The sequence below is a fragment of the Sphingomonas sp. PP-F2F-G114-C0414 genome, assembly GCF_003688595.1.
Lineage (GTDB): Bacteria > Pseudomonadota > Alphaproteobacteria > Sphingomonadales > Sphingomonadaceae > Sphingomonas.
In genome coordinates this window covers 359,334-382,105 of the sequence record NZ_RCWT01000010.1, presented here as the reverse complement: position 1 = coordinate 382,105, position 22,772 = coordinate 359,334, and the positions used below count along the sequence as shown (strand labels likewise).

At 66.5% G+C, this 22,772-nt stretch carries 17 protein-coding genes and 1 riboswitch; of the genes, 7 read left to right on the top strand and 10 right to left on the bottom strand.

Going from position 1 to position 22,772, the window contains the following annotated elements; translation table 11 throughout:
* Positions 1–185: 185 nt before the first annotated feature.
* Complete coding sequence (locus C8J47_RS06715; protein ID WP_121884999.1) at positions 186–2,174, bottom strand: PAS domain-containing hybrid sensor histidine kinase/response regulator; 1,989 nt, start codon at positions 2,172–2,174, stop codon at positions 186–188.
* Positions 2,167–3,678 carry an ATPase domain-containing protein gene (locus C8J47_RS06710; RefSeq protein WP_259467414.1) on the bottom strand — a complete coding sequence of 504 codons (1,512 nt, stop codon included), beginning with the start codon at positions 3,676–3,678 and terminating at the stop codon, positions 2,167–2,169. Before C8J47_RS06710 ends, C8J47_RS06715 begins: the two co-directional genes overlap by 8 nt.
* A gap of 203 nt (positions 3,679–3,881) precedes the next feature.
* Here C8J47_RS06710 and C8J47_RS06705 point away from each other — a divergent pair, with 203 nt between their 5' ends.
* Positions 3,882–5,216 carry an amidohydrolase family protein gene (locus C8J47_RS06705; RefSeq protein ID WP_121885376.1) on the top strand — a complete coding sequence of 445 codons (1,335 nt, stop codon included), beginning with the start codon at positions 3,882–3,884 and terminating at the stop codon, positions 5,214–5,216.
* Between the two features lie 28 nt (positions 5,217–5,244).
* Here C8J47_RS06705 and C8J47_RS06700 read toward each other — a convergent pair whose 3' ends face one another.
* Positions 5,245–6,441, bottom strand: coding sequence for a multidrug effflux MFS transporter (locus tag C8J47_RS06700; RefSeq protein WP_121885375.1), 1,197 nt, complete (start codon positions 6,439–6,441; stop codon positions 5,245–5,247).
* A 196-nt stretch (positions 6,442–6,637) separates the two neighbouring features.
* On the opposite strand from C8J47_RS06700, the gene C8J47_RS06695 reads away from it, so the two are divergent.
* Positions 6,638–8,611, top strand: coding sequence for a bifunctional diguanylate cyclase/phosphodiesterase (locus C8J47_RS06695; protein WP_121884997.1), 1,974 nt, complete (start codon positions 6,638–6,640; stop codon positions 8,609–8,611).
* Between the two features lie 13 nt (positions 8,612–8,624).
* On the opposite strand, the gene C8J47_RS06690 is transcribed toward C8J47_RS06695, so the two are convergent.
* On the bottom strand, positions 8,625–9,551 hold the full coding sequence (locus C8J47_RS06690; RefSeq protein WP_243645556.1) for a crotonase/enoyl-CoA hydratase family protein: 927 nt from the start codon (positions 9,549–9,551) through the stop codon (positions 8,625–8,627).
* Between the two features lie 342 nt (positions 9,552–9,893).
* Here C8J47_RS06690 and C8J47_RS06685 point away from each other — a divergent pair, with 342 nt between their 5' ends.
* A complete protein-coding gene (locus C8J47_RS06685; protein WP_121885374.1) occupies positions 9,894–11,012 on the top strand; it encodes a Gfo/Idh/MocA family protein in 1,119 nt (372 codons plus the stop codon).
* On the top strand, positions 11,009–11,479 hold the full coding sequence (locus C8J47_RS06680; protein WP_121884995.1) for a cupin domain-containing protein: 471 nt from the start codon (positions 11,009–11,011) through the stop codon (positions 11,477–11,479). Before C8J47_RS06685 ends, C8J47_RS06680 begins: the two co-directional genes overlap by 4 nt.
* A 2-nt stretch (positions 11,480–11,481) precedes the next feature.
* Here C8J47_RS06680 and C8J47_RS06675 read toward each other — a convergent pair whose 3' ends face one another.
* A complete protein-coding gene (locus tag C8J47_RS06675) occupies positions 11,482–12,543 on the bottom strand; it encodes an SMP-30/gluconolactonase/LRE family protein (RefSeq protein ID WP_259467413.1) in 1,062 nt (353 codons plus the stop codon).
* 113 nt (positions 12,544–12,656) lie between these two features.
* Entirely contained in the window at positions 12,657–14,084 is a 1,428-nt protein-coding gene (locus tag C8J47_RS06670) for a glycosyltransferase (protein ID WP_259467412.1), read from the bottom strand.
* Positions 14,085–14,186: 102 nt separating this feature from the next.
* Here C8J47_RS06670 and C8J47_RS06665 point away from each other — a divergent pair, with 102 nt between their 5' ends.
* A complete protein-coding gene (locus C8J47_RS06665; protein WP_121884993.1) occupies positions 14,187–14,753 on the top strand; it encodes a cytochrome b in 567 nt (188 codons plus the stop codon).
* 4 nt (positions 14,754–14,757) lie between these two features.
* Here C8J47_RS06665 and C8J47_RS06660 read toward each other — a convergent pair whose 3' ends face one another.
* The 4 genes from C8J47_RS06660 to C8J47_RS06645 are packed head-to-tail and all read right to left on the bottom strand — an operon-like array spanning position 14,758 to position 19,227.
* Positions 14,758–15,039, bottom strand: coding sequence for a DUF3325 domain-containing protein (locus C8J47_RS06660; RefSeq protein WP_121884992.1), 282 nt, complete (start codon positions 15,037–15,039; stop codon positions 14,758–14,760).
* On the bottom strand, positions 15,036–16,628 hold the full coding sequence (locus C8J47_RS06655; protein ID WP_121884991.1) for a PepSY domain-containing protein: 1,593 nt from the start codon (positions 16,626–16,628) through the stop codon (positions 15,036–15,038). Before C8J47_RS06655 ends, C8J47_RS06660 begins: the two co-directional genes overlap by 4 nt.
* Positions 16,625–16,939, bottom strand: a complete 315-nt coding sequence (locus tag C8J47_RS06650) for a hypothetical protein (protein ID WP_259467411.1) — start codon at positions 16,937–16,939, stop codon at positions 16,625–16,627. Before C8J47_RS06650 ends, C8J47_RS06655 begins: the two co-directional genes overlap by 4 nt.
* Positions 16,936–19,227 carry a TonB-dependent siderophore receptor gene (locus C8J47_RS06645; RefSeq protein ID WP_121884990.1) on the bottom strand — a complete coding sequence of 764 codons (2,292 nt, stop codon included), beginning with the start codon at positions 19,225–19,227 and terminating at the stop codon, positions 16,936–16,938. Before C8J47_RS06645 ends, C8J47_RS06650 begins: the two co-directional genes overlap by 4 nt.
* A 175-nt stretch (positions 19,228–19,402) precedes the next feature.
* On the opposite strand from C8J47_RS06645, the gene C8J47_RS06640 reads away from it, so the two are divergent.
* Together C8J47_RS06640 and cobW are read left to right on the top strand one after the other, a co-directional pair.
* Positions 19,403–21,241 (top strand): diguanylate cyclase, encoded by a 1,839-nt coding sequence (locus C8J47_RS06640; protein ID WP_121884989.1) that lies wholly within the window; start codon positions 19,403–19,405, stop codon positions 21,239–21,241.
* A gap of 93 nt (positions 21,242–21,334) precedes the next feature.
* Positions 21,335–21,570: riboswitch (cobalamin riboswitch) on the top strand.
* A gap of 163 nt (positions 21,571–21,733) precedes the next feature.
* Positions 21,734–22,771 (top strand): cobalamin biosynthesis protein CobW, encoded by a 1,038-nt coding sequence (cobW, locus tag C8J47_RS06635; RefSeq protein WP_121885371.1) that lies wholly within the window; start codon positions 21,734–21,736, stop codon positions 22,769–22,771.
* The last annotated feature ends 1 nt before the right edge of the window (position 22,772 follow it).

Below are 22,772 nucleotides of genomic sequence, written 5' to 3'. Positions count from 1 at the left end.
GCCGTACTATTCGTGGCCCGAAGGCCGCCGGCTGGCGATTTCGATCGCGTCCTGACCCGGCTACGAGGGGCGGCGGACCCGCGGATCGGATGGACGACGGCGGGAGCGATCGCCGATCACGTCACGACTTACGGCTTGGCCGTCCGACCCTTTCCTTCCAGCCGACCAACCCTGACGCGTACCGACTATTCGACCACGCGCAGCCGGCGTCCCTTGGCTGGCGGGACGCGTAGCAACTGGTTGACGCGGTCGGCCAGATCGACCTGGCGGAAGGGCTTCCCCAAGCGCATGACATCGGTCGGAACATCGTCGCCCGCCGCCGCGTATCCGGTAACCAGCAGCGTCGGCAGCCGGATGCCGTTGGCGCGCATTTCGGTGATCAGCTGGCCGCCGGTCATCCCGGGCATCAGATAATCGCTGACGAGCATGTCCACATCGATCCCCGACCGGATCGCCGACAGCGCCTGGCTCGCCGACCCGAACTCGGTCACGACATAGCCCAGATCGCGCAGCATTTCCGCGGTCGCGGATCGGACCAGTTCCTCGTCGTCGACCAGGACGATCTTGGCGGCATGCCGCGCCGGTGCCGGCTCGCCCTGACTATCGGCCGCATCGCTCGCGACTTCGTCGGTCGCCGGCAGCCAGAGCTCGACCGCGGTCCCGACGCCGGGCTCGCTCCTGAGATGCAGGATGCCACCCGATTGCGCAGCCAGACCGTGCACCATCGACAGGCCCAAGCCCGTTCCCTTGCCGACACCCTTGGTCGAGAAGAACGGTTCGGTCGCACGCGCGAGCGTCGCGCGGTCCATGCCGGTGCCGGTATCCTGCGCGGTCAGTCGGATATAGCGACCGGCGTCGAGACCGACGGCGTTGCGGTCGTCGACGACGATCTCCGCGACGGTCAGGATCAACCGACCGCCACCCGGCATCGCATCGCGTGCGTTGATCGCCAGGTTGAGCAGCGCGAGCTCGAGCTGGTTCGGATCGACCCGCGCCGACGACAGATGGCGCGGCACTTCGAGGACCACGGTGATCGTCGGCCCCAGCGAACGCCGGACGAGATCGACGATGCCATCGATCAACGCACCGATATCGACCGCTTTGGGCTGCAGCGCCTGTTTCCGCGCGAACGCGAGCAGCCTCTGCGTCAGCGTCGCCGCGCGTTCGGCGGCCTGCAGCGCGCCGGCGACCATGCGCTGCGTCTTCTCGTCGTCCTTGTGCCGACGGCGGACGAGATCGAGACTGCCGACGATCGGGGTCAGCAGATTGTTGAAATCATGCGCGACGCCGCCGGTTAGCTGGCCGATCGCGTCCATCTTGTGCGCCTGCGCGAGCTGCGCGTCGGCTTCCTTTTTGTCGGTCACGTCCGAGACGACGCCGGTCATCCGCAGCGGCTTGTCGTCGGGACCGTAGGTGACGCGGCCCTTGGCGGCGATCCACTTCTGCGAACCGTCCGCCGCGGTGATCGAGCACTCGATATCCAGCATGCCGGAGTCCAACGCCGCGTCGAAGTCCGCCCGGATACGGGCTCGCTGGGAAACGTCGACAAAGCCGAGAAAATCATCGATGTTCCACGTCGGACGCCGCGTCGGATAGCCGAATATCTCGTCGTGCCGCGCCGTCCGCCTCGCGGTGCCGGTGGTGAAGTCGATATCCCAACTGCCCATGCCGGCGGCGTCGAGCGCGATCGTGAGACTTTCCCGCGCCGCTTCCAGCTCCGCGGTGCGATCGACCACCGCGCGCTCCAGCGTCATCGCCGCATCGCGCACCTCATATTGACGCCGCCGCGCCTTCAGCGACGACCGGATCGCGCCCAGCATCGCCTCGGCATGCAAAGGCCGTTGCAGCAGAACGACATTGCCCAGGTTCGCCAGGCGATCGCTCGCGGCGGTGGTTCGCGGCGCAGGCGCGCCGTTGGCCAGCACCACGAACGGAATGTCAGACCAGGTCGGCTGCGTCGCGACCCACTCCGACAGACCCGACGCATCATGCCCCGCCAGCGCTTCTTCCGTCAGCATGACCGCCCCCGCGCCCCGCCGAATTTCCGCGAGCAACTCCGCCCGGTCCGCACAGACATAGGATTGGATCGTGTTACGGGCGAGCAGGTCCGCGGCAATCGTGGCATCTCGACCGCGTGGCGCCAGAATCAGAACACGGTCTTCCACGTCAGCCATGCTCTTCCAAAGAACCCATCTTGCTGGCCATCAACGTCTTGCCTTCGCCCGAAAAGGTCGGAACGCCGGTCAAGACGCCCTGGAACTCGCGCAATGGCTCGCCGACCTGCAAACCGTTGCTCCCTATCTGAAACTCCCGGATCGTCCGTTCGTGCCGTGCCGTGCGCGTTTTGATGACCGAGATGGCTTGGCGGACCTCGCCCTGTGCCTCGAAATAGCGGAGCTGGACCACGGAATCGGACAGATAGCTCAGATCCACGTCCTGGCGAACGTCGCCCATCATGCCGTGCAGGCCGAGGATCAGCAGGCTGACGACCCCCTCCTGCCCCAGATACGTCAGCATCTCGTGCATCTGCAGCGTCAGGAACTGTTCGTTGGGCATCGATTGCAGATACGCGTTCAGGCTGTCGATCACGACCACGCGCGCGCCATATTCCTCGACCGCGGCGCGGACCGAATCCGCGAACTCGCCCGGCGACATCTCGGCCGGGTCGATCGCCCGGATCTTCAGCTGGCCGGAATCGATGAACGGCTGGATATCGAGGTTGAGCGCGGCGCTGCGCTTCATCAGCGTCGGCAGGCGCTCGTCGAACAGGAAATACGCCGCGTGGTCGCCGCGCTGGAGTGCCGCGACCATGCATTGGACCGACGTCGTCGTCTTGCCGACGCCCGCGGGCCCGGTGAGCAACGTCGCCGTCCCGGGAACCAGCCCGCCACCGAGCAGCGTGTCCAGCGCTTCCGATCCGGTCGACACCGACGCATCATTGTAGGTCCGGCCATGTTCGGCCGCGATCAGCCGCGGGTAGACGCGGAGGCCGCCGCGCTCGATCTCGAAATCATGATAGCCGCCACGATAGCGGACGCCGCGCATCTTCACGATGTGAAGGCGACGACGTTGCGATCCGAACCCTGAGAGCGTCTGTTCGAGCGAGATGACGCCGTGCGCGATGCTGTGGAGCTGGAGATCGCTACCCGATGCGCCCTTGTCGTCGAGGATCAGGACGGTGACCTGCCGCGTCGAGAACAGATGCTTCAACGCCAGGATCTGCCGCCGATACCGGACCGGGCTCTGCGCGAGCAACCGCAGTTCGGACAGGCTGTCGATGACGACCCGCGCAGGCTTGAACGCATCGACCTTGGTCATGATGTCGCGAATCGTCTCGCCGAGTTCGACCTCGCTCGGGTGGAGCAAGGTCTGCTCCTGATCCTCGCCCAGGCCGTCGGCGGGCACCATCTCGAACAGCTCGAGCTGATCCAGCGACCAGCCATGCGTCGCCGCGACGGCACGCAGTTCGACCTCGGTTTCGGCCAGCGTGATGTAGAGCCCAGTCTCGCCGACCTTGGCCCCGGTCAGCAGGAAGTCGAGCCCCAAGGTCGTCTTGCCGGTTCCCGGCGTCCCCTGGACCAGGTACATGCGCTGGGGGGTCAGGCCACCGCCCAGAATGTCGTCGAGCCCGGCTATACCGGTCGATACGATCGCGGTGGTCTGCGGATCGGTTGGCAATATGGCATCCTAAATCGAGTATCTCCCAACGATGCTAGCGCGTTAGGGTTGACGAACCATAGCCGCCCCCGGTCGGTTGGCAATCCTGCCGCCAACCCGATTTGATCAAGATCAGCGCGTATTCGGCGTTAGGAAAATACTGGTTGCAAGGACTTGCCGAAGCCGAGCACTTGAACGAGCATGCCCCGCTCAGGGGGAATTCGATGTTCAAAGCATGTGTGATCGCGCTCGCAGCCACCGTATCCGCGTCGGCGCTGGCCCAGAATTCAGCGTCCGGGACCCAGGCTTCACCGTCGAAGACAACGTATATCCAGGCAGGCGCGTTGCTCGATCTGCCCGGCCAGCCGCCGCGCGGCAACACCACCGTCATCGTCCGTGACGGCAAGGTCGCCGAATTGCGCGACGGGTTCGTACCGCCCGAACAGGGCGCGACGCTGATCGACCTGCGCAATGCGTTCGTGCTGCCGGGGCTGGTCGACATGCACGTCCATCTCTGGGGGATCGGCGGAGATCCGATGCGCGCGCGGCTCGAGGCGATGACGCGCGACCGGTTCGACGACGAGATGACCGCGGTCGCGAACGCGCGGACCACGCTGAACGCGGGGTTCACCTCGGTGCGCGATCTCGGCGGCGATCCCCGCGGCATCCGCGCGCTGCGCGATGCGATCGACGCCGGTACGGTCGACGGGCCGACGATCACCAATGCCGGCGAGATGATCTCGGTGACCGGCGGGCATGGCGACGGCAGCAACGGGCTGGCCGAAGACTTTGCCGAAGCGGTGCATGCCAAGGAAATCAACCTGTGCGACGGTCCCGACGAATGCCGACGTGCGGTCCGCGCACAGGTTGCACTGGGGGCACGCGTCATCAAGTTCGCCGCCACCGGCGGCGTGCTGTCGAATGTCAGCGGCGGACTTGGCCGGGCGATGACTCCCGACGAGATGCGGGCGATCATCGAGACCGCGCATGGTCTGGGTCGCAAGGTCGCGGCGCATAGCCATGCGGCGGACGGGACGAAGGCGGCGCTCGAGGCCGGGGTCGACTCGATCGAGCACGGTACGTTCCTCGACGACGAGACGATCCGGCTGTTCAAGACCAAGGGCGCCTATCTCGTGCCGACCGAGATCGCACCCGTTGCCGCACTCGCGCAGGCGCGGGGTGGCGCCCTGCCCCCCGCGACGATCGTCAAGGCCGAGGCCGCCGCGGCCGCGATGGCCGCAAGTCACCGTCGCGCCTATGCCGCCGGGGTGAAGGTCGCGTTCGGGACCGACACAGGCGTCTCGAAGCACGGCGACAACGCGACCGAGTTCGCCTTGCTGGTGCGCAACGGCCTCACCCCGACGCAGGCGATCGTCGCGGCGACGGTGAGCGCGGCGGACCTGCTCGGGCGCGACGACATCGGCACGCTCGCGCCGGGAAAGACCGCGGACATCATCGCCGTGACGGGTTCGCCGCTACAGGACGTCACCCGTCTGGAGCATGTCGATTTCGTCATGCACCGCGGCCAAGTCGTCAAAGGCGCGCCGAAGAGCCTCTGACCCGCCGACGGCAACTTTGTGCAAATCCTTACGCGCTGTGATGCGCGTGGAACAGCTTGCCGCCCTCGACGACGTAGACCACGCCGAGCACCGCGACGCCGATCGCCAGATAGCCGATCGCCAGCGGATAGGTCGTGCCGTCATAGGACTGGCCGATCAGCGATCCGACGATCACCGCGCCGACGCTGGTGATGAAGCCCTGGATCGAGGACGCCGTGCCGGCGATCGCGCCGACCGGCTCCATCGCCATCGACCCGAAGTTCGCGCCGCACAGACCGATGCAGGTCATGCTCAACGCCTGGAACACCATGTAGCTCGGCAGGGTTTCAAGGCCCGATGCGATCAATGCGATATGGCAGACCGACAGCACGATCAGACCGATCACCGCGCTCTGCGAGATCAGCCGGGTGCCCAGCCGCTCGACCAGGCGGCTGTTGGCGAACGATGCGCAGCCCATCGAGAACGCGCAGATGGCGAACAGGATCGTGAACCGCGCGCCGGCGTGGAACTCGTCGACGAAGATCTGTTGCGCGGACGAGACGAACGCGATGATGCCGCCGAACGTCATCGACGCCGCGACCGCGTATCCGGCGGAAAACCGGTTGGTCAGCGTCAGCGTGTAGCCGTTGCGGAGCGCTGCGAGCGACAGCGGCGTGCGGTTCTCGACCGGCAGCGATTCGCGCAGCCGCGTGAACGACCATGCCAGGACGAGCGCGGCGAAACCGGCGAGCGCATAGAAGATGAAGCGCCACGGACCGAACGCGAGCAGCATCTGGCCGAGGCTCGGCGCCATGATCGGCACGAGGAAGAAGATCATCTGCGCCACCGACAGCGTCCGCGCCATCTGTCGCCCGGCATAGCGATCCCGCACGATCGCGACCGCCAGCACGCGGGTCGATGCCGACATCAGCCCCTGCAGGACGCGCGCGCCGAGCAGCGCCGCGAAGGTCTGCGATCCGGCCGCGAAGATGCTCGCCAGCACGAAGCCCGCCAGCGTGACGAGCAGGATAGGACGGCGTCCGTAGCGATCTGCCAGCGGGCCGTAGACGAGCTGCCCGGTCCCGAACCCCAGCATGTACGCGGTAATGATCCACTGCCGGTGGTTGGCCGTCGCGATGCTCAATTGATGCCCGATATCCGCCAGCGCGGGCAGCATCAGGTCGACGCCGAGCGCGTTCACGGCCATCAGCGCGGCAATAAAGGCAACGAACTCGCGTGGTTGCATCGACGGGTCAGCGGTCTTGACGTTCATGACCTGCGCCTACGGGGATCACGCGCGGAATGCCACGACAGATCGAACGATGCCGGCAATACGGCCTCGTAACTGTCGTGCGCGGCGTACAAATAAAAAATATCTTTTTCAGTCGCTCAGCGCGTGTTTGTTCGTTTCTTTTACACCTTCTTCTCCCATGTAGGCCGTCATGATCGGTCTGATTACCCGCCTCAGGCAGTTGCGCCATTCCGATCAGACGATCGCGGCCTACGTCCAGGAGACCCTGGTCGAGTCGCTCTACGCATCGCCGCAATCGCTGGTGATCGGCGCGGTGACGAGCAGCGCGATCACGATGATCGTCGCGCTGGTCAGCGGCAACGCCTGGATGACGGGGTGCGCGATAGCGATCGCGGCGGTTGCCGGCTCGCGGATCGTCGATGCGCTGCGCCTGAGCCGACGGAGTGCGAAGCGCCAGCCCTCCAAGAAGGCCGCACTGGGCCCTTGGGGCCGACGCCAGGAGCGGCTCTATCGATCCGGCGCGATCGGCTATTCGTCGCTGCTCGGCACGTTCGGACTGCTGACGCTGGTCAACACCAATGACGGCGTGCTGCAGCTGCTCGCGGTGACGACGACGATCGGCTACGCGGCGGGGATCGCGGGACGCAATGCCGGGCGGCCGTGGATCGCGCTGTCGCAGCTCAGCTTCGCGTCGGTGCCGCTCGCGATCGGTCTGCTCGTATCGCTCGAGCCGCTCAAGATCGTCCTGGCCATCGTGATCCTGCTGTTCGTCGTCGCGATGATGGATATCACGCTGCAAACCTACGGCGTCATTCTAAAGGCGACCGTGGCGTCGCGCGAGAAGGCGGCGCTCGCCGAACATCATGCCGCCATCGCGCGCCGCGACGACCTGACCGGAGTCGCCAATCGCACCGCGTTCCGCGAGCAGTTCGAAGCGCGGCTGCAGCGGGTGTCGGCCGAGGAGCATCAACTCGCGATCAACTGGCTCGATCTCGATCGCTTCAAGGAGATCAACGACTCGTTCGGCCATCTGGCGGGCAACGCGCTGCTCGCGGAGATCGCGCGGCGGCTCGATCAGGCGTTCGGCCAGGACGGCGTCGTCGCGCGACTGGGCGGCGACGAATTCGCCGTCGTGTGCACGGTGAAGACCGAAGCGGACGCGATGACGATCGGCCAGACCATCCTGGCGCTCGTCGAGAAGCCGGTTTTGCACGAAGGCCGCCTGCTCCAGGTGAACGCATCGATCGGTATCGCGATCGCGCCCGCGGACGGGAGCGATGCCGATACGCTTTTGAAGAACGCCGATCTGGCACTGTATCGCGCCAAGGACAGCGGTCGTGGCCAGATGTGCTTCTACGAACCGCTGATGGACGAGAAGATCTCGCGCACGCGGGACCTCGCCGCCGAGATGCAGGGCGCGCTGGAACGCGGCGAGTTTCATCTGGTGTTCCAGCCGATCTTCGATCTCGCCGGCGAACACGTGCTGTCCTGCGAGGCCTTGCTGCGCTGGACCAACCGGCAGCATGGTGCGATCTCACCGGCGGAATTCATCCCGATCGCCGAGGATACCGGGCTGATCGTGTCGATCGGCGGATGGGTGATCCGCGAGGCGTGCCGGATCGCCAGCGCGTGGCCGCAAGCGGTGAAGATCGCGGTCAACCTGTCGCCGATCCAGCTTCGGTCGGCCAATCTCACTACCGTGATCATGAATGCGCTCGCGTCCACCGGGTTCGAAGCGGAGCGGCTCGAGCTCGAGGTGACCGAGTCGGTGCTGCTCGAGGATATCGAAGCGTCGCTGGCGGCGCTCGATGCGATCAACCGCCTGCACGTGCGGACGACGCTCGACGATTTCGGCACCGGCTATTCCTCGCTCAGCTATCTCACGAAATTCCCGTTCCAGACGCTGAAGATCGATCGCTCGTTCATCACCGATCTCGAGCAAAGCCCGGCCTCGGTGGCGATCGTCCAGACCGTGATCGATCTCGCCGCGAAGCTGGGCATGCGGACGGTTGCCGAGGGCGTCGAGACGCAGGCGCAACTCAACCAGCTCCGCCGGACGCGGTGCGATGCGGTGCAGGGATATCTGCTGGCGCGGCCGATGCCGGCAAGCATGGTCGCGACCATGCTTGCCGGCAATGCCCAGAAAGCGCAGGCGCGCTCCTGAGATCCCCGAGGTCCTAGATCGCCGCCTTGGTCAGCAACCGGGTCTGCGCGCCGACCAGACGCCGCATCAGTTTGAGATCGAACTCGCTCAGCCGCAGCGCCGCGTCGGCCCAGAGATCGACGACCGCCTCGAGCTCGGCGAGTGCCAGCGGATTGACCGAGCGCGACGCCTCGTAAATCGCGCAATGGCCGCTGTGGCGACGGCGGTTCTGGCGGATATAGTGCTCGACCTCGGCGCGACCCTTGCCGGGATCGGCCAGCGCATGGACGATGCCGAGATCGTACAGTTCCTCGGCGCTGTAGGTCCGCCCGCTCAGGATCATCTGCTCGGCCCGCGCAGACCCCAGCCGCCGCGACAGGAAGCAATGCGCGCCCATACCGGGGAACAGCCCGAAATTGGTTTCCGGCAGGCCGAAGTTCGTGCCCCGCTCGGCGATGACGACGTTGAACGACAGTAACGCTTCGAAACCACCGCCGAGCGCGTCGCCCTCGACCAGCCCGATCGTGATGATCGAATGGTCGAGGCTGAGCATGTTGCGGTGCAGGATGCGGACGCAGGCGCGGCCATAGCGGACCAGCGCCTGCCGATCGCCACGACGGATATGCTCCGCGAAGAGATCGAGATCGCCGCCGAGCGAGAACACGCCGGGGAAACGCGAGCCGAGCACGAGATAGCGGATCGGCATCATCTCCGACGAGCATGCCTCCGCGATATCGTTCTGCCACTGATTGAACTCGGCCAGCAGCCCGGGATTGAAGCTCGGACGGACCTTTTGCCGCATGTACGTCCACAAGGTATCGAGTTCGGGATCGAACGCGACCTCCAGATCCGCGAAAGCGAACGGTTGGCGAGTCAAAAGCGACGCCGGCAGCTCGATCGGCCTGTGATGATGGCCTTGGCTCCGGCTTGAGGACATGACGGGTGAGTATTCGACAGTCATCGCGACTTCCTTCTTTACGCGCAGCGGCCTGCTGCCCGAGAAGATTAGGCGGAGTTCGCGTCAGATGCGGGGTGCGTAATGCACGAGTCGGCACGGTACGTCTCGCCGCGCCATAGTCGGCCGAGGCGCCGGCTTCGCACCGGATCCTACCTGCGCACGCTAGGTGCTTGTTTCGCGCCGGGAATCGACCGTCGGCGTAATTTTGGTCAGATATCGATGTGGTCCGTTTATCGGCGGGAAATACCGTCTGGCTGCCCGCGGGTGAAACCATTCCTGTTCGGACCGACCTTGCGCCGGGTCGTTTTCGGCTCCAGACCTGTGCGCAGGACGGGGATGATCGACATGGATATTGCACGACGCGACCTGATGATTTCGGCGGCGGCGCTGACGCTCACCTCTCGCGCGTTCGGCGCGGGACCGGGCGATCGGCCGCTCGGTTATGCGATCGTCGGACTGGGCTCCTACGGTCTCGACGTCATCATCCCGCAATTCGCGAACTGCGCGCACAGCCGGCTCGCCGCGGTGGTCAGCGGCGATCCCGCCAAGGCCAAGCGAGTCGCCGCCGACCACGGACTGCCGGCGCGGTCGATCTATTCCTACGAAACCTTCGATACGATCCGGAATAATCCGGATGTCGACATCGTCTATGTCTGCCTGCCAAATTCCATGCACGCGGAATACACGATCCGCGCGGCGAAGGCCGGCAAGCACGTCATGTGCGAGAAGCCGATGGCGATATCGGTCGCCGAGTGCGAGGCGATGATCGCGGCATGCAAGACCGCGAACCGCAAGCTGATGATCGGCTATCGCTGCCATTTCGAGCCGACCAATCTCGAAGCGATGCGGCTGGCGCGCGCGGGAGCGGCGGGCAAGATCCGCTACGTGCGGTCCGAGCACGGCTTCGTCCAGCGCGATCCGTCGAAATGGCGATTGAAGCGTGCCTTGTCGGGCGGCGGCTCGTTGATGGACATGGGCATCTACAGCCTGCAGGCGGCGCGCTACATGACCGGCGAGGAACCGATCGCGGTGACCGCGCGCGAATCGACCGACCGCCGCGACCCGCGCTTTACCGAGGTCGAGGACATCATCGACTGGACGCTCGAATTTCCCTCGGGGGCGATGGCCGGCTGCCAGTCGATGTACAGCGCCAACCAGAACCATATCCTGTTGATGGGCGACGCCGGCCGCATCGAACTCGAACCCGCGACCCGCTACGAGGGCAATCATATGTGGCAGGGCAAGGATGGCCGCGAACGCGCGGTCATGCCACCGCCCGGCCCCGGCAAGACGCAGTTCGCAGGGCAACTCGACCATCTCGTCCAGAGCATCCGCACCGGGCGCGAACCGATCGTCTCCGGCGAGGAAGGCTTGCGCGACATGCGGATCGTCGAGGCGATCTATCGCTCGGTCCGCGAAGGCCGGACGATCCGGCTCGATGGCGCACGGAAAGGTCACGCATGAAACTGCCGTTCGTAGTCGCCGCGCTGATCGCGGCCTCGTCGGCGGGAGCGCAGACGGTCGATCCGCCGAGCTTCGCATCGGACGCCGACGTGAAGGCGCAGGTCGCCGCGATGGGCGCCGCGATGAAGCCGGGACAGGGATTTGCGTGGCAACCGCTCGTCCGCGACGGTGATAGCAACGCCGCGCTCGAATATTGGAAAAAGCCGGGCCGCCCCGCCGTGCACCCCGATCAGGCGGAATACGCGATCGTCGTTTCCGGCGCGGGTACGCTGATCTCGGGGGGCACGCTCGCCGACGCCGTGGTCGTCGAACCCGATCTGACCGAAGGCGCGCGGATCGTCGGCGGCAAGACGCGCACGCTCGGGCCCGGCGACGTCATGCTCATTCCCGCCGGCGTGCCGCACTGGTTCGGGATCACCGGCGACCGACTGGTGCTGCTCGGCATGAAGCTGCCGCAGCGGCGCTGACCTCAGGCCGGCCGGCCGCGATCCTGCCAGCCGGCGCGCAGCGGCACGCGGAGCACGCGGTCGTTCGCGGTCAGGAACAGCGCACGGCCGCGCTCGCCGAACGCGCAGTTCGCGATCGGCCCACCGTTGGATATCAGTCCGAGCGGCTCTGCGTCGGGCGACAGGAACATCATCCCACCCGGCACCGAACAGACCAAGGTGCCGTCACGCGCGACCTTCATCCCGTCGGGCAGCCCCGGTGCGCCACCTACGCGCATCGGCTTGGCATCGAGCAACACGCGCGACCGCCGCGGCAGCCCGGTCTTGTCGAGGTCGTAGACCATGATCCGCGGCGCAACATCGTCCGAGACCGAAACATAGAGCCGCGTCTCGTCGAGTGACAGGGCGATACCGTTCGGCCGCGTCAACGTGCCGTCGATCAGGTCGACCGCCCCGCCCGGTGTCCAGCGATAGACGCCGTTGACGGGCATCTCCTTCAGGGAGGACGCATCGCCGTCGGTCAGCCCGTAGGGCGGATCGGTGAAATAGATCGTGCCGTCGCGCGCGACGTGCAGGTCGTTCGGGCTGTTGAACCGCTTGCCTTGGTAGCGATCGATCAGCACCTCGCGGCGCCGCGTGACGAGATCGAACCGGTCGATCGATCGTCCGCCGCTGTTTGCGATCAGCAGCCTGCCCTGATGGTCGAGCGCCAGTCCGTTTGCGCCGGGTTCGCGCACCAGTTTCGGATCGGTCCCGGCCGTCCCGGACGGCGACAGGAACGGTGTCGCGACCCCGCCCGTCTGCCATCGACGAATGATGTTCGCCGGTGGATCGGTGAACAGGAGATACCGGCCGTCATCGACCCATAGCGGGCCCTCCGCCCAGCGTATCCCGCTCGCGACGACCGAGATACGAGCGTCCGGCGCGACCATCCGGTCGAACGCTGGCGACAGGCGCTGGATGTGCGCAACGTCGGCCGCCGCCGCGCGCCGTGGCAACGCAGTAAGCGCGAGCGCGCCGAGCATCACGGTCCGCCGATCCGGTTTCAGCGACGCCCCCGTCACGCCGTTATCCTTGTGATCCAACGAACGCTCCCCAACCCTACCGACGCTTCATGACAGCCGCGACGTCTGCAGGACAATAGCGGCAAAATCCTCCTTGTCCTGGTAGGCGAGGATGAAATCATTCGATCGAAAGTCTACGACGCCCGATGTTCCAGTGCGGTGCGCGTCTGTCGTCCCCAGCTCTGTCCGCCACGCAGGAACGCCACCCAGCCATAGATCGCGCCGACGTGACGCAGCAGCTGGAAGGTGAACGGCTCGGCGATCGCGGCGATGATCGCCGGGCCGAGGCCAAGACCTTCGCGCTGCCCGGTCCAGCGCTTGTAGATGCCGAGCGACCAGAGGTGGAAGCTGAGGTCGATCACGATCTTGACGATCATCACGATCAAGATCGGCAGGGCGAGCGCGAAGCGTCCGGTGATCACCAGTCCGATCAGGATCGCGAACGCGGCCAGCCCGTAGATCGGCTGCACCGTGTCCAGCGCCTTGACCGGCAACATCCGCGTGCCGAGCCGGCCATAGGCGCGGTTGCCGACCATGTCGCGGTTCCAGTGCTGCGTCTGGAGGAACCCGCCGAACCAGCGCTGGCGCTGTTTGAGGAACGCCGGGATGCTCGCCGGGGCATCGGTTCGCGCCAGCGCGCCACCGACCACGCGCACCCGCCAGTCGAGCCCGGTGTCATGCGCATGGCGGTGAAGCCGGTGGATCAGCTCGTAATCCTCGACCATGCAGTCGGGATCGAATCCACCGACCGCGATCACCGCATCCCGCCGGAACGCCGCGAACGCACCCGAGATCAGCAACAGGCCGTTCATCCGCATCCACGCGTCGCGCGACAGGAAGTTGCGGACATATTCGTAGGACTGGAACCACTCGAACAGCCGCCCGCCGAGGCTCGGTCCGCAGATCGGTGCGAGCACGCCGGTCGCCGCCACGAGTTCGGGTTCCGCAGCGAAGGCGGCGCGCATCGCCGCGATCGCGCCTGGTTCGAGCAGCGTATCGGCATCGACGGTCAGGACGATCGCGGTATCGATCCGCAGCAGCGCGTCGTTAAGCGCACGGGCCTTGCCACCATGCGGCAGCCGCAGCCATGCGAGTCGCGTACCGCCGAGATCGACCGCTGCGACGTCGCCCAGCGCGGGTACCGCCAGCGCGTAGAGTTCCCGCATCACCGCGGGGGTGGCATCGGTCGATCCATCATCGGCGATCATGATCGTCTCGGGCGGATGCGCCTGCGCCAGCAACCGGTCGATCGTCAGGCGGATGACGCTAGCCTCGTTGTGCGCCGCGACGATCACGCCGAAACCCGGCGCAGGCAGGCCGTTCGGCTCGGGTGGCGGCGCATGAGCGAGATCGCGGATCTGCCACGCGGTGAACACCAGCAGCGCGGTATCGTAGAGGATATAGGCGATCCCGACCGACCACACCGCTAGCCCCTGGCGCAGGAACGCCTGGAGCACGAGCGCCAGGAAGACCAGCGGCACCGCAAAACCGATCAGGCGGCTGACGATCGGGATCGGTCGCGGCGACAGGCGCGGCGATTGCGCGGTGAATATGGTGGTCATCGATAGCATCGCGGCGCGCGTACCGCGTCAAGGATGAATGGGCTATTGCGGAAATCGCCCCCGCAGACGAAGGGCCGGCAACAACGAGCGAGGCAAGAGCGGATGGTCAGGAAATACACCGGGGTCGCGATCGCGCTCCATTGGCTGGTCGCCCTCGGCATCGTCCTCAATGTCGGGCTTGCCTGGGTCTGGCCGTATCTGGCCGACGATCATGTCCGCCCCGTGATCGACCTGCACAAGTCGGTCGGCATCACCGTGCTCGGTCTCGCGATCATGCGGCTGCTGTGGCGGGCGACGCACCGTCCGCCGGCGCTGCCGACCCGCTACCAGCGCTGGGAGATCACGGTATCGCACGTCACGCACTGGCTGCTCTATGCGATCATCTTCGCGATGCCGTTGTCGGGGTGGATCATGGATTCGGCGTGGAAGGATGCCGCGACTCATCCGATGTATCTCTACGGCCTCATCCAGTGGCCGCGGATTGCGTTCGGGTCGATCGACCCTGCGACGCGCGAGACGCTGCATGCGGTGTTCGGCGCCGCGCATGCCTGGCTCGCCTATGTCCTCTACGCGCTGGTCGGTTTGCACATCGCGGGGGCGCTCAAGCATGAATGGATCGACGGCCACCGCGAACTGCGCCGGATCGTCCCCGGCGCCGGACGCGACTGAACGCTCAGGCTCGACTCCGCGGATCCGGGACGAGGTTGAGAACCAGAAAAGCGATCGCGGCACCCGCCATGATCGCCGCGACCCACAGGATCGGCCCGAACATCCATCCGCGCGCCAGTATCGCCGGTAGGAACGCGGCGCCGAGACCAAGCCAACCGACCCACCGCAGCGCCCTGCGCCGTCCTGCTGTCGGACCGGCCCCGAACCGGCGGCGATGATGCGCATCGGTCGACAGGCCGAGCGACAGGAACGCGGCGATCGACAGGATCAACGGCAGGGCGATCATTCGGCAGGCTCCAGCACGCGCGCCTCGGCGCTACGGGGTTTGCGGACGCGCTTTGCACTCGGGCGATGGCGCGCGACGCGGTGCGCGACTGCGAGGAACGATATCCCGAATACGCCCATCGTCGCGTCGATACCCGCGATGACGAGGTCGCCGCGTGCCAGCATGGCGACGATGCCGCGATCGGTGGCGACGATGTCGTAGAACGGGAGCACGACCAGCAACACGCCCGTCGCGGCGAACAGCAGCGACCAGACAAAGCGGGGTTTCGCGACGAACGCCAGGACCGCAGACATCGCCCAGACGAGGAAGAGTATGTTCACCTCCCACTCGGCGCGGCCACCGAGATCGACCGGCAGCACGCGGTTGGCCCAGAAGAACGCCGCGACGCCGAGCGGAAAGCCGCCGATCACCGCGACGTTGAGACGCTCGACCAACCGGAAGCCGACATGCGGTCGCGTCGGATCGGGCAATCGCTCGCGCCGCTTCACGGTCCACAGGACGAGACCGCTCGCGACCATCAGCGTACCTGCGACCCCGCACAGGAAATACAGCCAGCGCCCGCCATAGCCGGCGAACCGTCCGGCATGCAGCCCGATCATCACCCCGGCCGTCTCGGCTGCCGCACCGGGCATCGGCGAACGCCAGACCAGCCGACCCGACACGCCGTCATAGGCGAGGCGTGGCGTGCGCGAGGACAGCATCGACCCGAAGCTCTGGCTCACCGTCACGCGCGCCGCGACATCGCCCGGATCGCTGACCTCGATGAAGCTCGCGGGTGCGCCCAGGCGGCGTTCGGCATCGGCGGCGATCCGTCGCAGGTCGATCAGCGGCGCAGGCCGGCCGGTCCGCTCGACCGCCACCGCGCTCGGGAACAACGCCGCCGCGACCACGCGTTCGTCGGTATAGTTGGCGACGACCGCCCAGGGCATCAGCAGCGCCATCAGCGTGACGAGCCCGGTATAGGTGATCATCAGATGGAACGGCAGCGCCAGCACCGCGGTCGCATTATGCCCGTCGAGCCACGATCGCTGGCCCTTGGCGCGGCGCAGCGTGAAGAAGTCCTTGAAGATCTTCTTGTGCGTGACGATCCCGCTCAGGATCGCGACGAGCATCATCATCGTCGCGAACCCGACGATCCACCGCGCCCAGATCACCGGCATGTAATGAAGGTCGAAATGGAACCGGTAGAAGAACTCGCCGCCGCGCGTGTCACGGGCGTGCGCGATCTGCCCGTCGGCGCCGATCAGCGCCTGGGTATCGCGCCGGCCGCGACCGCGGCGCCGTCCCGCTGGCTCGCCGGGCTTGGGCTGCGGCACCCAGAAGAGTTGCGCGCCGGGCATCCGGTCGGTCACGATCGGGATGAACCAGCTCTTCGCATCCGGCGCGCTCTTCGCTAGGAACGCCTGCGATCCCGCCAGCACGCGCATCGGCTGTTCGATCCGCGCGAGTTCGGGCCGCGTCCACCGGTTGAGCCCCTCGCGCCAGAACGCGAGCGAGCCCGCGACGAAGACGAGGAACAGGATCCACCCGAGCAGCATCCCCGACCAGGTGTGCAGGAACGCCTGCGATTGGCGAAAGCCCTTGCTCACAGCCGACCCGTCGCATCGATCGAGACCCACGCGATCGCCGCCGCGATCCCTGCGGCAACCCCCAGCGTCCACAGCGCGCGCCAGCCGCTTCGTGCCGCAAAGGCCCACATCGCCGCCACCGCGCACAGCGCGAGCGCGATCAGCGTCGCCGTCACGGTCGCCTCGGTCCGCTCACCCGGCAGGATGCGCGCGAGCGCCATCGCCCACATGCTCGCGGTCGCATAGCCGAGCGGCACCGCGGCGACGACCCGCAGGCCGATGTCGCCCCGTCGGGCCCAGCGGGCGCGGGCGTGCAGGTCGCCTGCGGTCACTGGAAGGTGTACCGCAGCGTCGCGAACGCGGTGCGCGGACTGCCGTAGTAATTGCCGCGCCCGGTCGAGCTGATCCGCGCGTAGTAATCCCGATCGAGCACGTTGTTGACGTTCACCGAGACGCCCAGCCGCGGGGTCAGCGCATAGCCTGCGCGCAGATCGAGCACCGCATAGCTGCCCTGGCGGACGATGCTCGACCGGGTGCGGACCGTGCCGTCGGTATTGAACACCGCCCCCGTGCCGCCGAACGTGCTGCCAAACCAGGTCAGGCCACCGCCCAGACTGACGCCGGCGAGCGGTCCGGCGACCGGCGCATAGTTGGTGAACATCTTCGCCATGTGCTTCGGGACGATCGGCACCAGGCTGATCCCCTCGAACAGCGGGTTGGCGTCCTCGAGATACTTGGTCCGCGTGTAGCTGTAGCCACCATTGATCCGCCAGCCCGGGACGATCTCGCCGCTGACCTCGGTCTCGATCCCCCTCGCGCGCACCTTGCCGATCTGGAGCACGCTCGTCGGCAGGTCGGGATCGTTGTACAGCCGGTTCGACTGCGTGATCTGATACGCCGCCGCCGACAGCAACAGCCGGTCGTGCATCAGCGACAGCTTGGTCCCCGCCTCGAACTGCTTGCCGGTCAGCGGTTCGATCTGCCGTCCATCGGGCCGTGTCCGACCGACCGGCGCCGCCTGCGGCGTAAAGCTGTCCGCGTAGCTCCCATAGATGTTGAGCGCCGGCGTCAGGTCCCAGACGATACCGGCATAGGGCGTAAACCGATTGTCGAAACCGTAGCGCGAGGCCGCGGGCAGCGCACCGGTCGGGGTCAGCAGCGTGGTCACGGTGGTATCCCACCAGGTCAGACGCCCGCCGCCGACCAGCGTCAGCCCCGCGACCGGGCTCAGCCGCATCTGACCGTACAGGCCGTATTGTTCGACGTCGGTCGCGGAGCCGCCATAGACCTGGAGCACGCAATTGGCCGGTGCGGGTGTGATCGCGGTACCGCTGGTGGGACAGGTCGCCCCAGTACCCTGAACCGGATAATAAGGCAGCGGACCGTAGGGATCGAGCGGCGGCTCGAGCGGGGATACCGGGTTGTACACGTCGATCCGCGCATAGTTCGACAGCCGCGTCGCGAACGACGTTCCCGAACTCGCCTGATAATCGCCACCGAGGATCAGCGTCTGGTCGCGCCCGAACAGCGGGAAGCTGCCGATCCCGTTGAAGTCGAACGACCGGGTCCGCTGCTTGCTGTCGCCGCGATAGGCGATGTGGTTGGTGCTGCCGTTGGTCGCGGTGACCGGCTGGTTGCCGATATAGCTGTAGATGTCGATGCGATCGACATCGGTGAACAGCCCGGTCGCACGCAAGGTCCAGCGGTCGCTGACCTTGTGCGTGAGCTCGGCGAACCCGGTCCAGCTCTTGCTCTCGAACCGGTTCCAGTCCGCGCCGAGATAGGTCGACCGATCGATGTCGAGCAATGCCCCGTCGCTGCCGTCGGCGCCGCCCGCGATGCCGGGCAGTCCCGACTGGACCGCCGGGCGGAACCGATCGTAGTTCCCACCGACCGTCAGCGTCGTGCGCTCGCCGATCTCGATCGATCCGACCGCGAATGCGCCCAGCCGGTTGCGGTGCGCGGTGTCGAAGAACTGGTCCTGATCCTGCAGCATCGCGCCGACGCGAATGCCGGCCTTCGAACCGACCGGCGTCGAGACGTCGAGTTCGAACCGGGCGTTGTCGTAACTGCCATAGCCCGCGCTCGCCTGGACCCGCAGCGCATCGAGCGGACGCTTGCGCACCAGGTTGATGCTGCCGGCCGGGTTGCCCGATCCGCTGAACAGTCCGGCAGGGCCGCGCAACACCTCGAGCCGGTCGTAGAAGAATAGGTCGGGGACGACCGCGGGAAAGTTCAGCGAAAACGTCGGCACGCCGTCGATCAGATAGTTGTTGATGACGAAGCCGCGCGACAGGAACGACGGGTCCTCGCTGCCGACGCCGTTGACGGTGATCCCGTTGGTCGCGGTCAGCGCGTCTTCGAGCGTGAACAGGTTTTGCGCCTCGATCTGATCGCGTTCGATCACCGTGACGGTATTGGGCGTATCCTTGAGCGGCGTGACGGTCTTGCCGACCTCCCGGCCATAGCTCTTGCCGACCACGAGGATCTCGTCCGACTTCTGCTCCCCCTCACCCCTGCGGTCGTCGGTGACGTCCGATCGCGCCGGTGTGGCGATCGTCGCGTGTCCAGGCTCTCCAACCAGCGTCGCGCCAGCCAGCAAAATGCTCATCAAACTCATACTGAACCCCCTTGTTACGGGGGCGACTAGCGGAGACGCTTTTGCGAGTCACTATCAATCTAACATAAATGTCATGTTTCTTGAGAGCGTTTTGGGGTGGAATTCAACTCGTAATGGCAGGCGATCGTCGCCGGCTATTAACGAAGCGCTAGGTATGTCGTTGTAAATTCGGCGCATGCGGTTGGTCGCGATAACGAACTGGGCTTATGGCGTCACCGTCGCGCTGACGCTCGCCTCGGGTACGACGATGCTGCTCGCGTCGTCGGCGCAGCAGCGCGAGCGCGCCGCGGTGGATCAACGCTATGCGCTCGACCGCGCGACGGCGACGATCGAAGACGATGCGTTGGCGCTGAGCGAGTTGGCCCGACAGTTCGCGATCAACGGCGACGACGCGGACCTGCTCGCCTATCGACGCGCGCAGGCCGACCTCGCGCCGATCGAGACGCGCACACGGCATATCCGCGACGCCGGTGCGGCAAGCGACGAACTCCGCAGCCTGCACGACGCGCTCGGCTGGGTCGACGCGTTGCAGGCGCAACAGGCGCAAGCGATCCTCGCGCGGCGCAAGAACGATCGAAACACCGCCGTCCGGATCCTGTTCGCGCCCGAGTACGAACGTGAACTCGACCGCTCGCGCGCCGCCGTCGAACGCTTCCAATACCGCCTCGACCAGCGCACCGGCGACGAGCTGCGCGCGGCCGAACGCACCGCGCGGATTTGGCGATCGGCGTCGGAAGCGATGCTCGCGATCACCGGCCTGCTCTTTCTCTTCGTCCTGTATTTCGTGTTTCGGCGTCGCGTGCTGCACCCGGTGGTCAAGCTGAGCGACGTGATCGGCCGGCTCGCCGCGCAGGATTACGATGCCGAGCCGCCACCCTATGAGCGGATCGACGAGATCGGCGACATGGCACAGGCGCTGCGCGTATTCCGGGAAAACGGCATCGAACGGCAGCGGCTCGAACAGGAACGCGATGCCGATCGGGCAGCGCGCGACCTGCTGTCGCGCATGACGCAGCGGATGCAGGGCTGCGACACCGTCGTCGAGCTTCAGGCGGTCGTCGGTCGGTTCGTGCCCGAACTCGCGCCGCAACTGGCCGGGCGTCTTTATCTGCTCGATCCGGTCCGCAACGCGCTGGTCGAAGCATGTTCGTGGCTGGACCCGGTTCATTCGTCCCCCGAGTTTTCGCCCTTGTCCTGCTGGGGTGTGCGCCGGGGTGCCCCCCATCGTCCGGCGGGCGCGGTGTTCGACGTGCCGTGCGATCATCTGGTCGGCGAGGTCGTCCCGAACAGTCTGTGCCTGCCGCTGACCGGCCAGCACGGCCTGTTGGGCCTGCTCTACTTCGAACGCCGCGCGGGTTTCGCCGACGACGGGCTGAGCGACGTCTATCTTCAAATGCTCGCCGAGAATATCGGCCTGGCGCTGGACAATCTGCGGCTCCGCGAGGCGCTGCGGTCGCTCGCGATGGCCGACGCGCTCACCACCCTGCCCAACCGGCGCCAACTCGACGAAGTCCTCGCGCGCGAGGTGAGCAAGGCGGAGCGCACCGGGACGTCGCTGTGCTGCGCGATGATCGACATCGATCATTTCAAGCGATTCAACGACGAACATGGCCACGACGCCGGCGACGCAGTGCTGCGCGCGGTCGGCACGTTGCTGAAGGACATAGTCCGCGACGATCTGGTCTTTCGATTTGGCGGCGAGGAGTTTCTGATGCTGCTGCCCGACACCAGGCCGGACATCGCCGCGGTGCGCGCGGACGAGATCAGAGAGCGCATCGGCGCGCTGCGCGTGCGGTACGACGGCAAGGATCTGGGGCGGATCACGACGTCGATCGGGCTGGCCTGTGCGCCGCTGCATACGGACTGGGCGTCGATCGTCCAGACCGCCGACGCCGCCTTGCTGCGCGCCAAGCAGGCAGGCCGCGACCGCGTTCTGTCCGCGATCGCGCGAAAGAACCGCGCCGATCTCATTTCCGCCATGCAGACGCGGATCGCGACATCCTCGACACCGTGAGGCGACCATCACGCGCCTCCCGCTTTGCCCACGATCGCGAATTGGCAATCCGGCAGGCTTGCGCTAAGCGACGGGCGAGGACCGGCTGAGCCGGACCTCGTTGATCGCGCCGGTGCCTCGCGAGAGGCTTGAATGGGAATGCGGTGCGGGGTTTGTCCCCTACTCCGCGGCTGTCCCTGCAACTGTAAGCGGTGAGCGAGAATGCCACGTATCCTGCGCCAAGCGGGATACAGCCACTGGACGCTGCGCCTGTCGCGCACGCTGGGAAGGCCGCGTATTCGAGCGACGACCCGTGAGCCAGGAGACCTGCCGGCGATGGGTCGCTCTTGCCATGGTCCAGGGGATGGCCGCGGCACGGTTCTCCGTCTGAGCGACGAACCTATGCGGCTGGGGCTGCATCGGTGCGTGGCATGGGCATTCGCGCCCGTCCATCGTCGCGCGCCGGTGATCATGCAGTTCCCGCCCGTCGTCGCACGGCGCGAGGAGACTGCAATGCCCGATCTATCGAAGATCCCCGTTACCATCGTCACCGGCTTTCTCGGTGCCGGCAAGACCACCCTGATCAGCCATCTGATCCGCAACGCCGGCGGGCGTCGCCTCGCGGTGATCGTCAACGAATTCGGCACGCTCGGCGTCGACGGCGATATCCTCAAGGGCTGCGCGATCCCCGATTGTCCGGCGGAGAATGTCGTCGAGCTCGCCAATGGCTGCATCTGCTGCACCGTCGCCGACGATTTCATCCCGACCGTCGAGACGCTGCTCGCGCTCGATCCGCGCCCCGACCACATCCTGATCGAGACGTCCGGCCTCGCGCTGCCCAAGCCGCTGCTGAAGGCGTTCGACTGGCCCGCGATCCGGTCGCGGATCACCGTCGACGGGGTGATCGCGCTCGCGGATGCCGAAGCCGTCGCCGCAGGCCGGTTCGCGCCCGATCTCGCCGCGATCGACGCGCAGCGCGCCGCCGATCCGAGCATCGATCATGAAACGCCCTTGTCCGAAGTGTTCGAGGACCAGCTCGCCTGTGCCGACCTGATCCTGCTCACCAAATGCGACCTTGCCGGCGCGGACGGCATCGCGGCGGCGCGCGCGGTGATCGCCGCCGAGACCGTACGGCCTCTGCCGATCGTCGAACTGGTCGATGGCGTCGTCGATCCCCGCGTCGTGCTCGGGCTCGGCGCCGCGGCCGAAGACGACATCGCCGCACGTCCCTCGCATCACGACGGCGAGGACGATCACGAGCACGACGATTTCGACAGCATCGTCGTCGAATGGGATAGTGTCGAAGATCCAGCGGCGCTGACGACGCGGATCGAGACGCTGGCGGCGGGCGGCGAGATCCTCCGCGTGAAGGGCTATGCCGCGGTCGCCGGCAAGCCGATGCGGTTGCTCGTGCAGGCGGTCGGCGCCCGCGTCCGGGCACATTACGATCGACCCTGGCGTGCCGACGAGCCGCGCCGTACTCGACTGGTCGTCATCGCCGAGCGCGGCCGGCTCGATCCGGATGCGATCGGAGCAGCGCTGGGAGCCTGAT

Excerpts from the sequence above, each read along its gene's own strand:
- C8J47_RS06665 (WP_121884993.1), top strand. The coding sequence starts at position 14,187 with ATGGTCAGGAAATACACCGGGGTCGCGATCGCGCTCCATTGGCTGGTC.
- C8J47_RS06715 (WP_121884999.1), bottom strand. The coding sequence starts at position 2,174 with ATGGCTGACGTGGAAGACCGTGTTCTGATTCTGGCGCCACGCGGTCGA.
- C8J47_RS06690 (WP_243645556.1), bottom strand. The coding sequence starts at position 9,551 with ATGACTGTCGAATACTCACCCGTCATGTCCTCAAGCCGGAGCCAAGGC.
- C8J47_RS06700 (WP_121885375.1), bottom strand. The coding sequence starts at position 6,441 with ATGCAACCACGCGAGTTCGTTGCCTTTATTGCCGCGCTGATGGCCGTG.
- C8J47_RS06670 (WP_259467412.1), bottom strand. The coding sequence starts at position 14,084 with ATGACCACCATATTCACCGCGCAATCGCCGCGCCTGTCGCCGCGACCG.
- C8J47_RS06640 (WP_121884989.1), top strand. The coding sequence starts at position 19,403 with ATGCGGTTGGTCGCGATAACGAACTGGGCTTATGGCGTCACCGTCGCG.
- C8J47_RS06705 (WP_121885376.1), top strand. The coding sequence starts at position 3,882 with ATGTTCAAAGCATGTGTGATCGCGCTCGCAGCCACCGTATCCGCGTCG.
- cobW (WP_121885371.1), top strand. The coding sequence starts at position 21,734 with ATGCCCGATCTATCGAAGATCCCCGTTACCATCGTCACCGGCTTTCTC.
- C8J47_RS06645 (WP_121884990.1), bottom strand. The coding sequence starts at position 19,227 with ATGAGTTTGATGAGCATTTTGCTGGCTGGCGCGACGCTGGTTGGAGAG.
- C8J47_RS06660 (WP_121884992.1), bottom strand. The coding sequence starts at position 15,039 with ATGATCGCCCTGCCGTTGATCCTGTCGATCGCCGCGTTCCTGTCGCTC.
- C8J47_RS06680 (WP_121884995.1), top strand. The coding sequence starts at position 11,009 with ATGAAACTGCCGTTCGTAGTCGCCGCGCTGATCGCGGCCTCGTCGGCG.
- C8J47_RS06685 (WP_121885374.1), top strand. The coding sequence starts at position 9,894 with ATGGATATTGCACGACGCGACCTGATGATTTCGGCGGCGGCGCTGACG.
- C8J47_RS06695 (WP_121884997.1), top strand. The coding sequence starts at position 6,638 with ATGATCGGTCTGATTACCCGCCTCAGGCAGTTGCGCCATTCCGATCAG.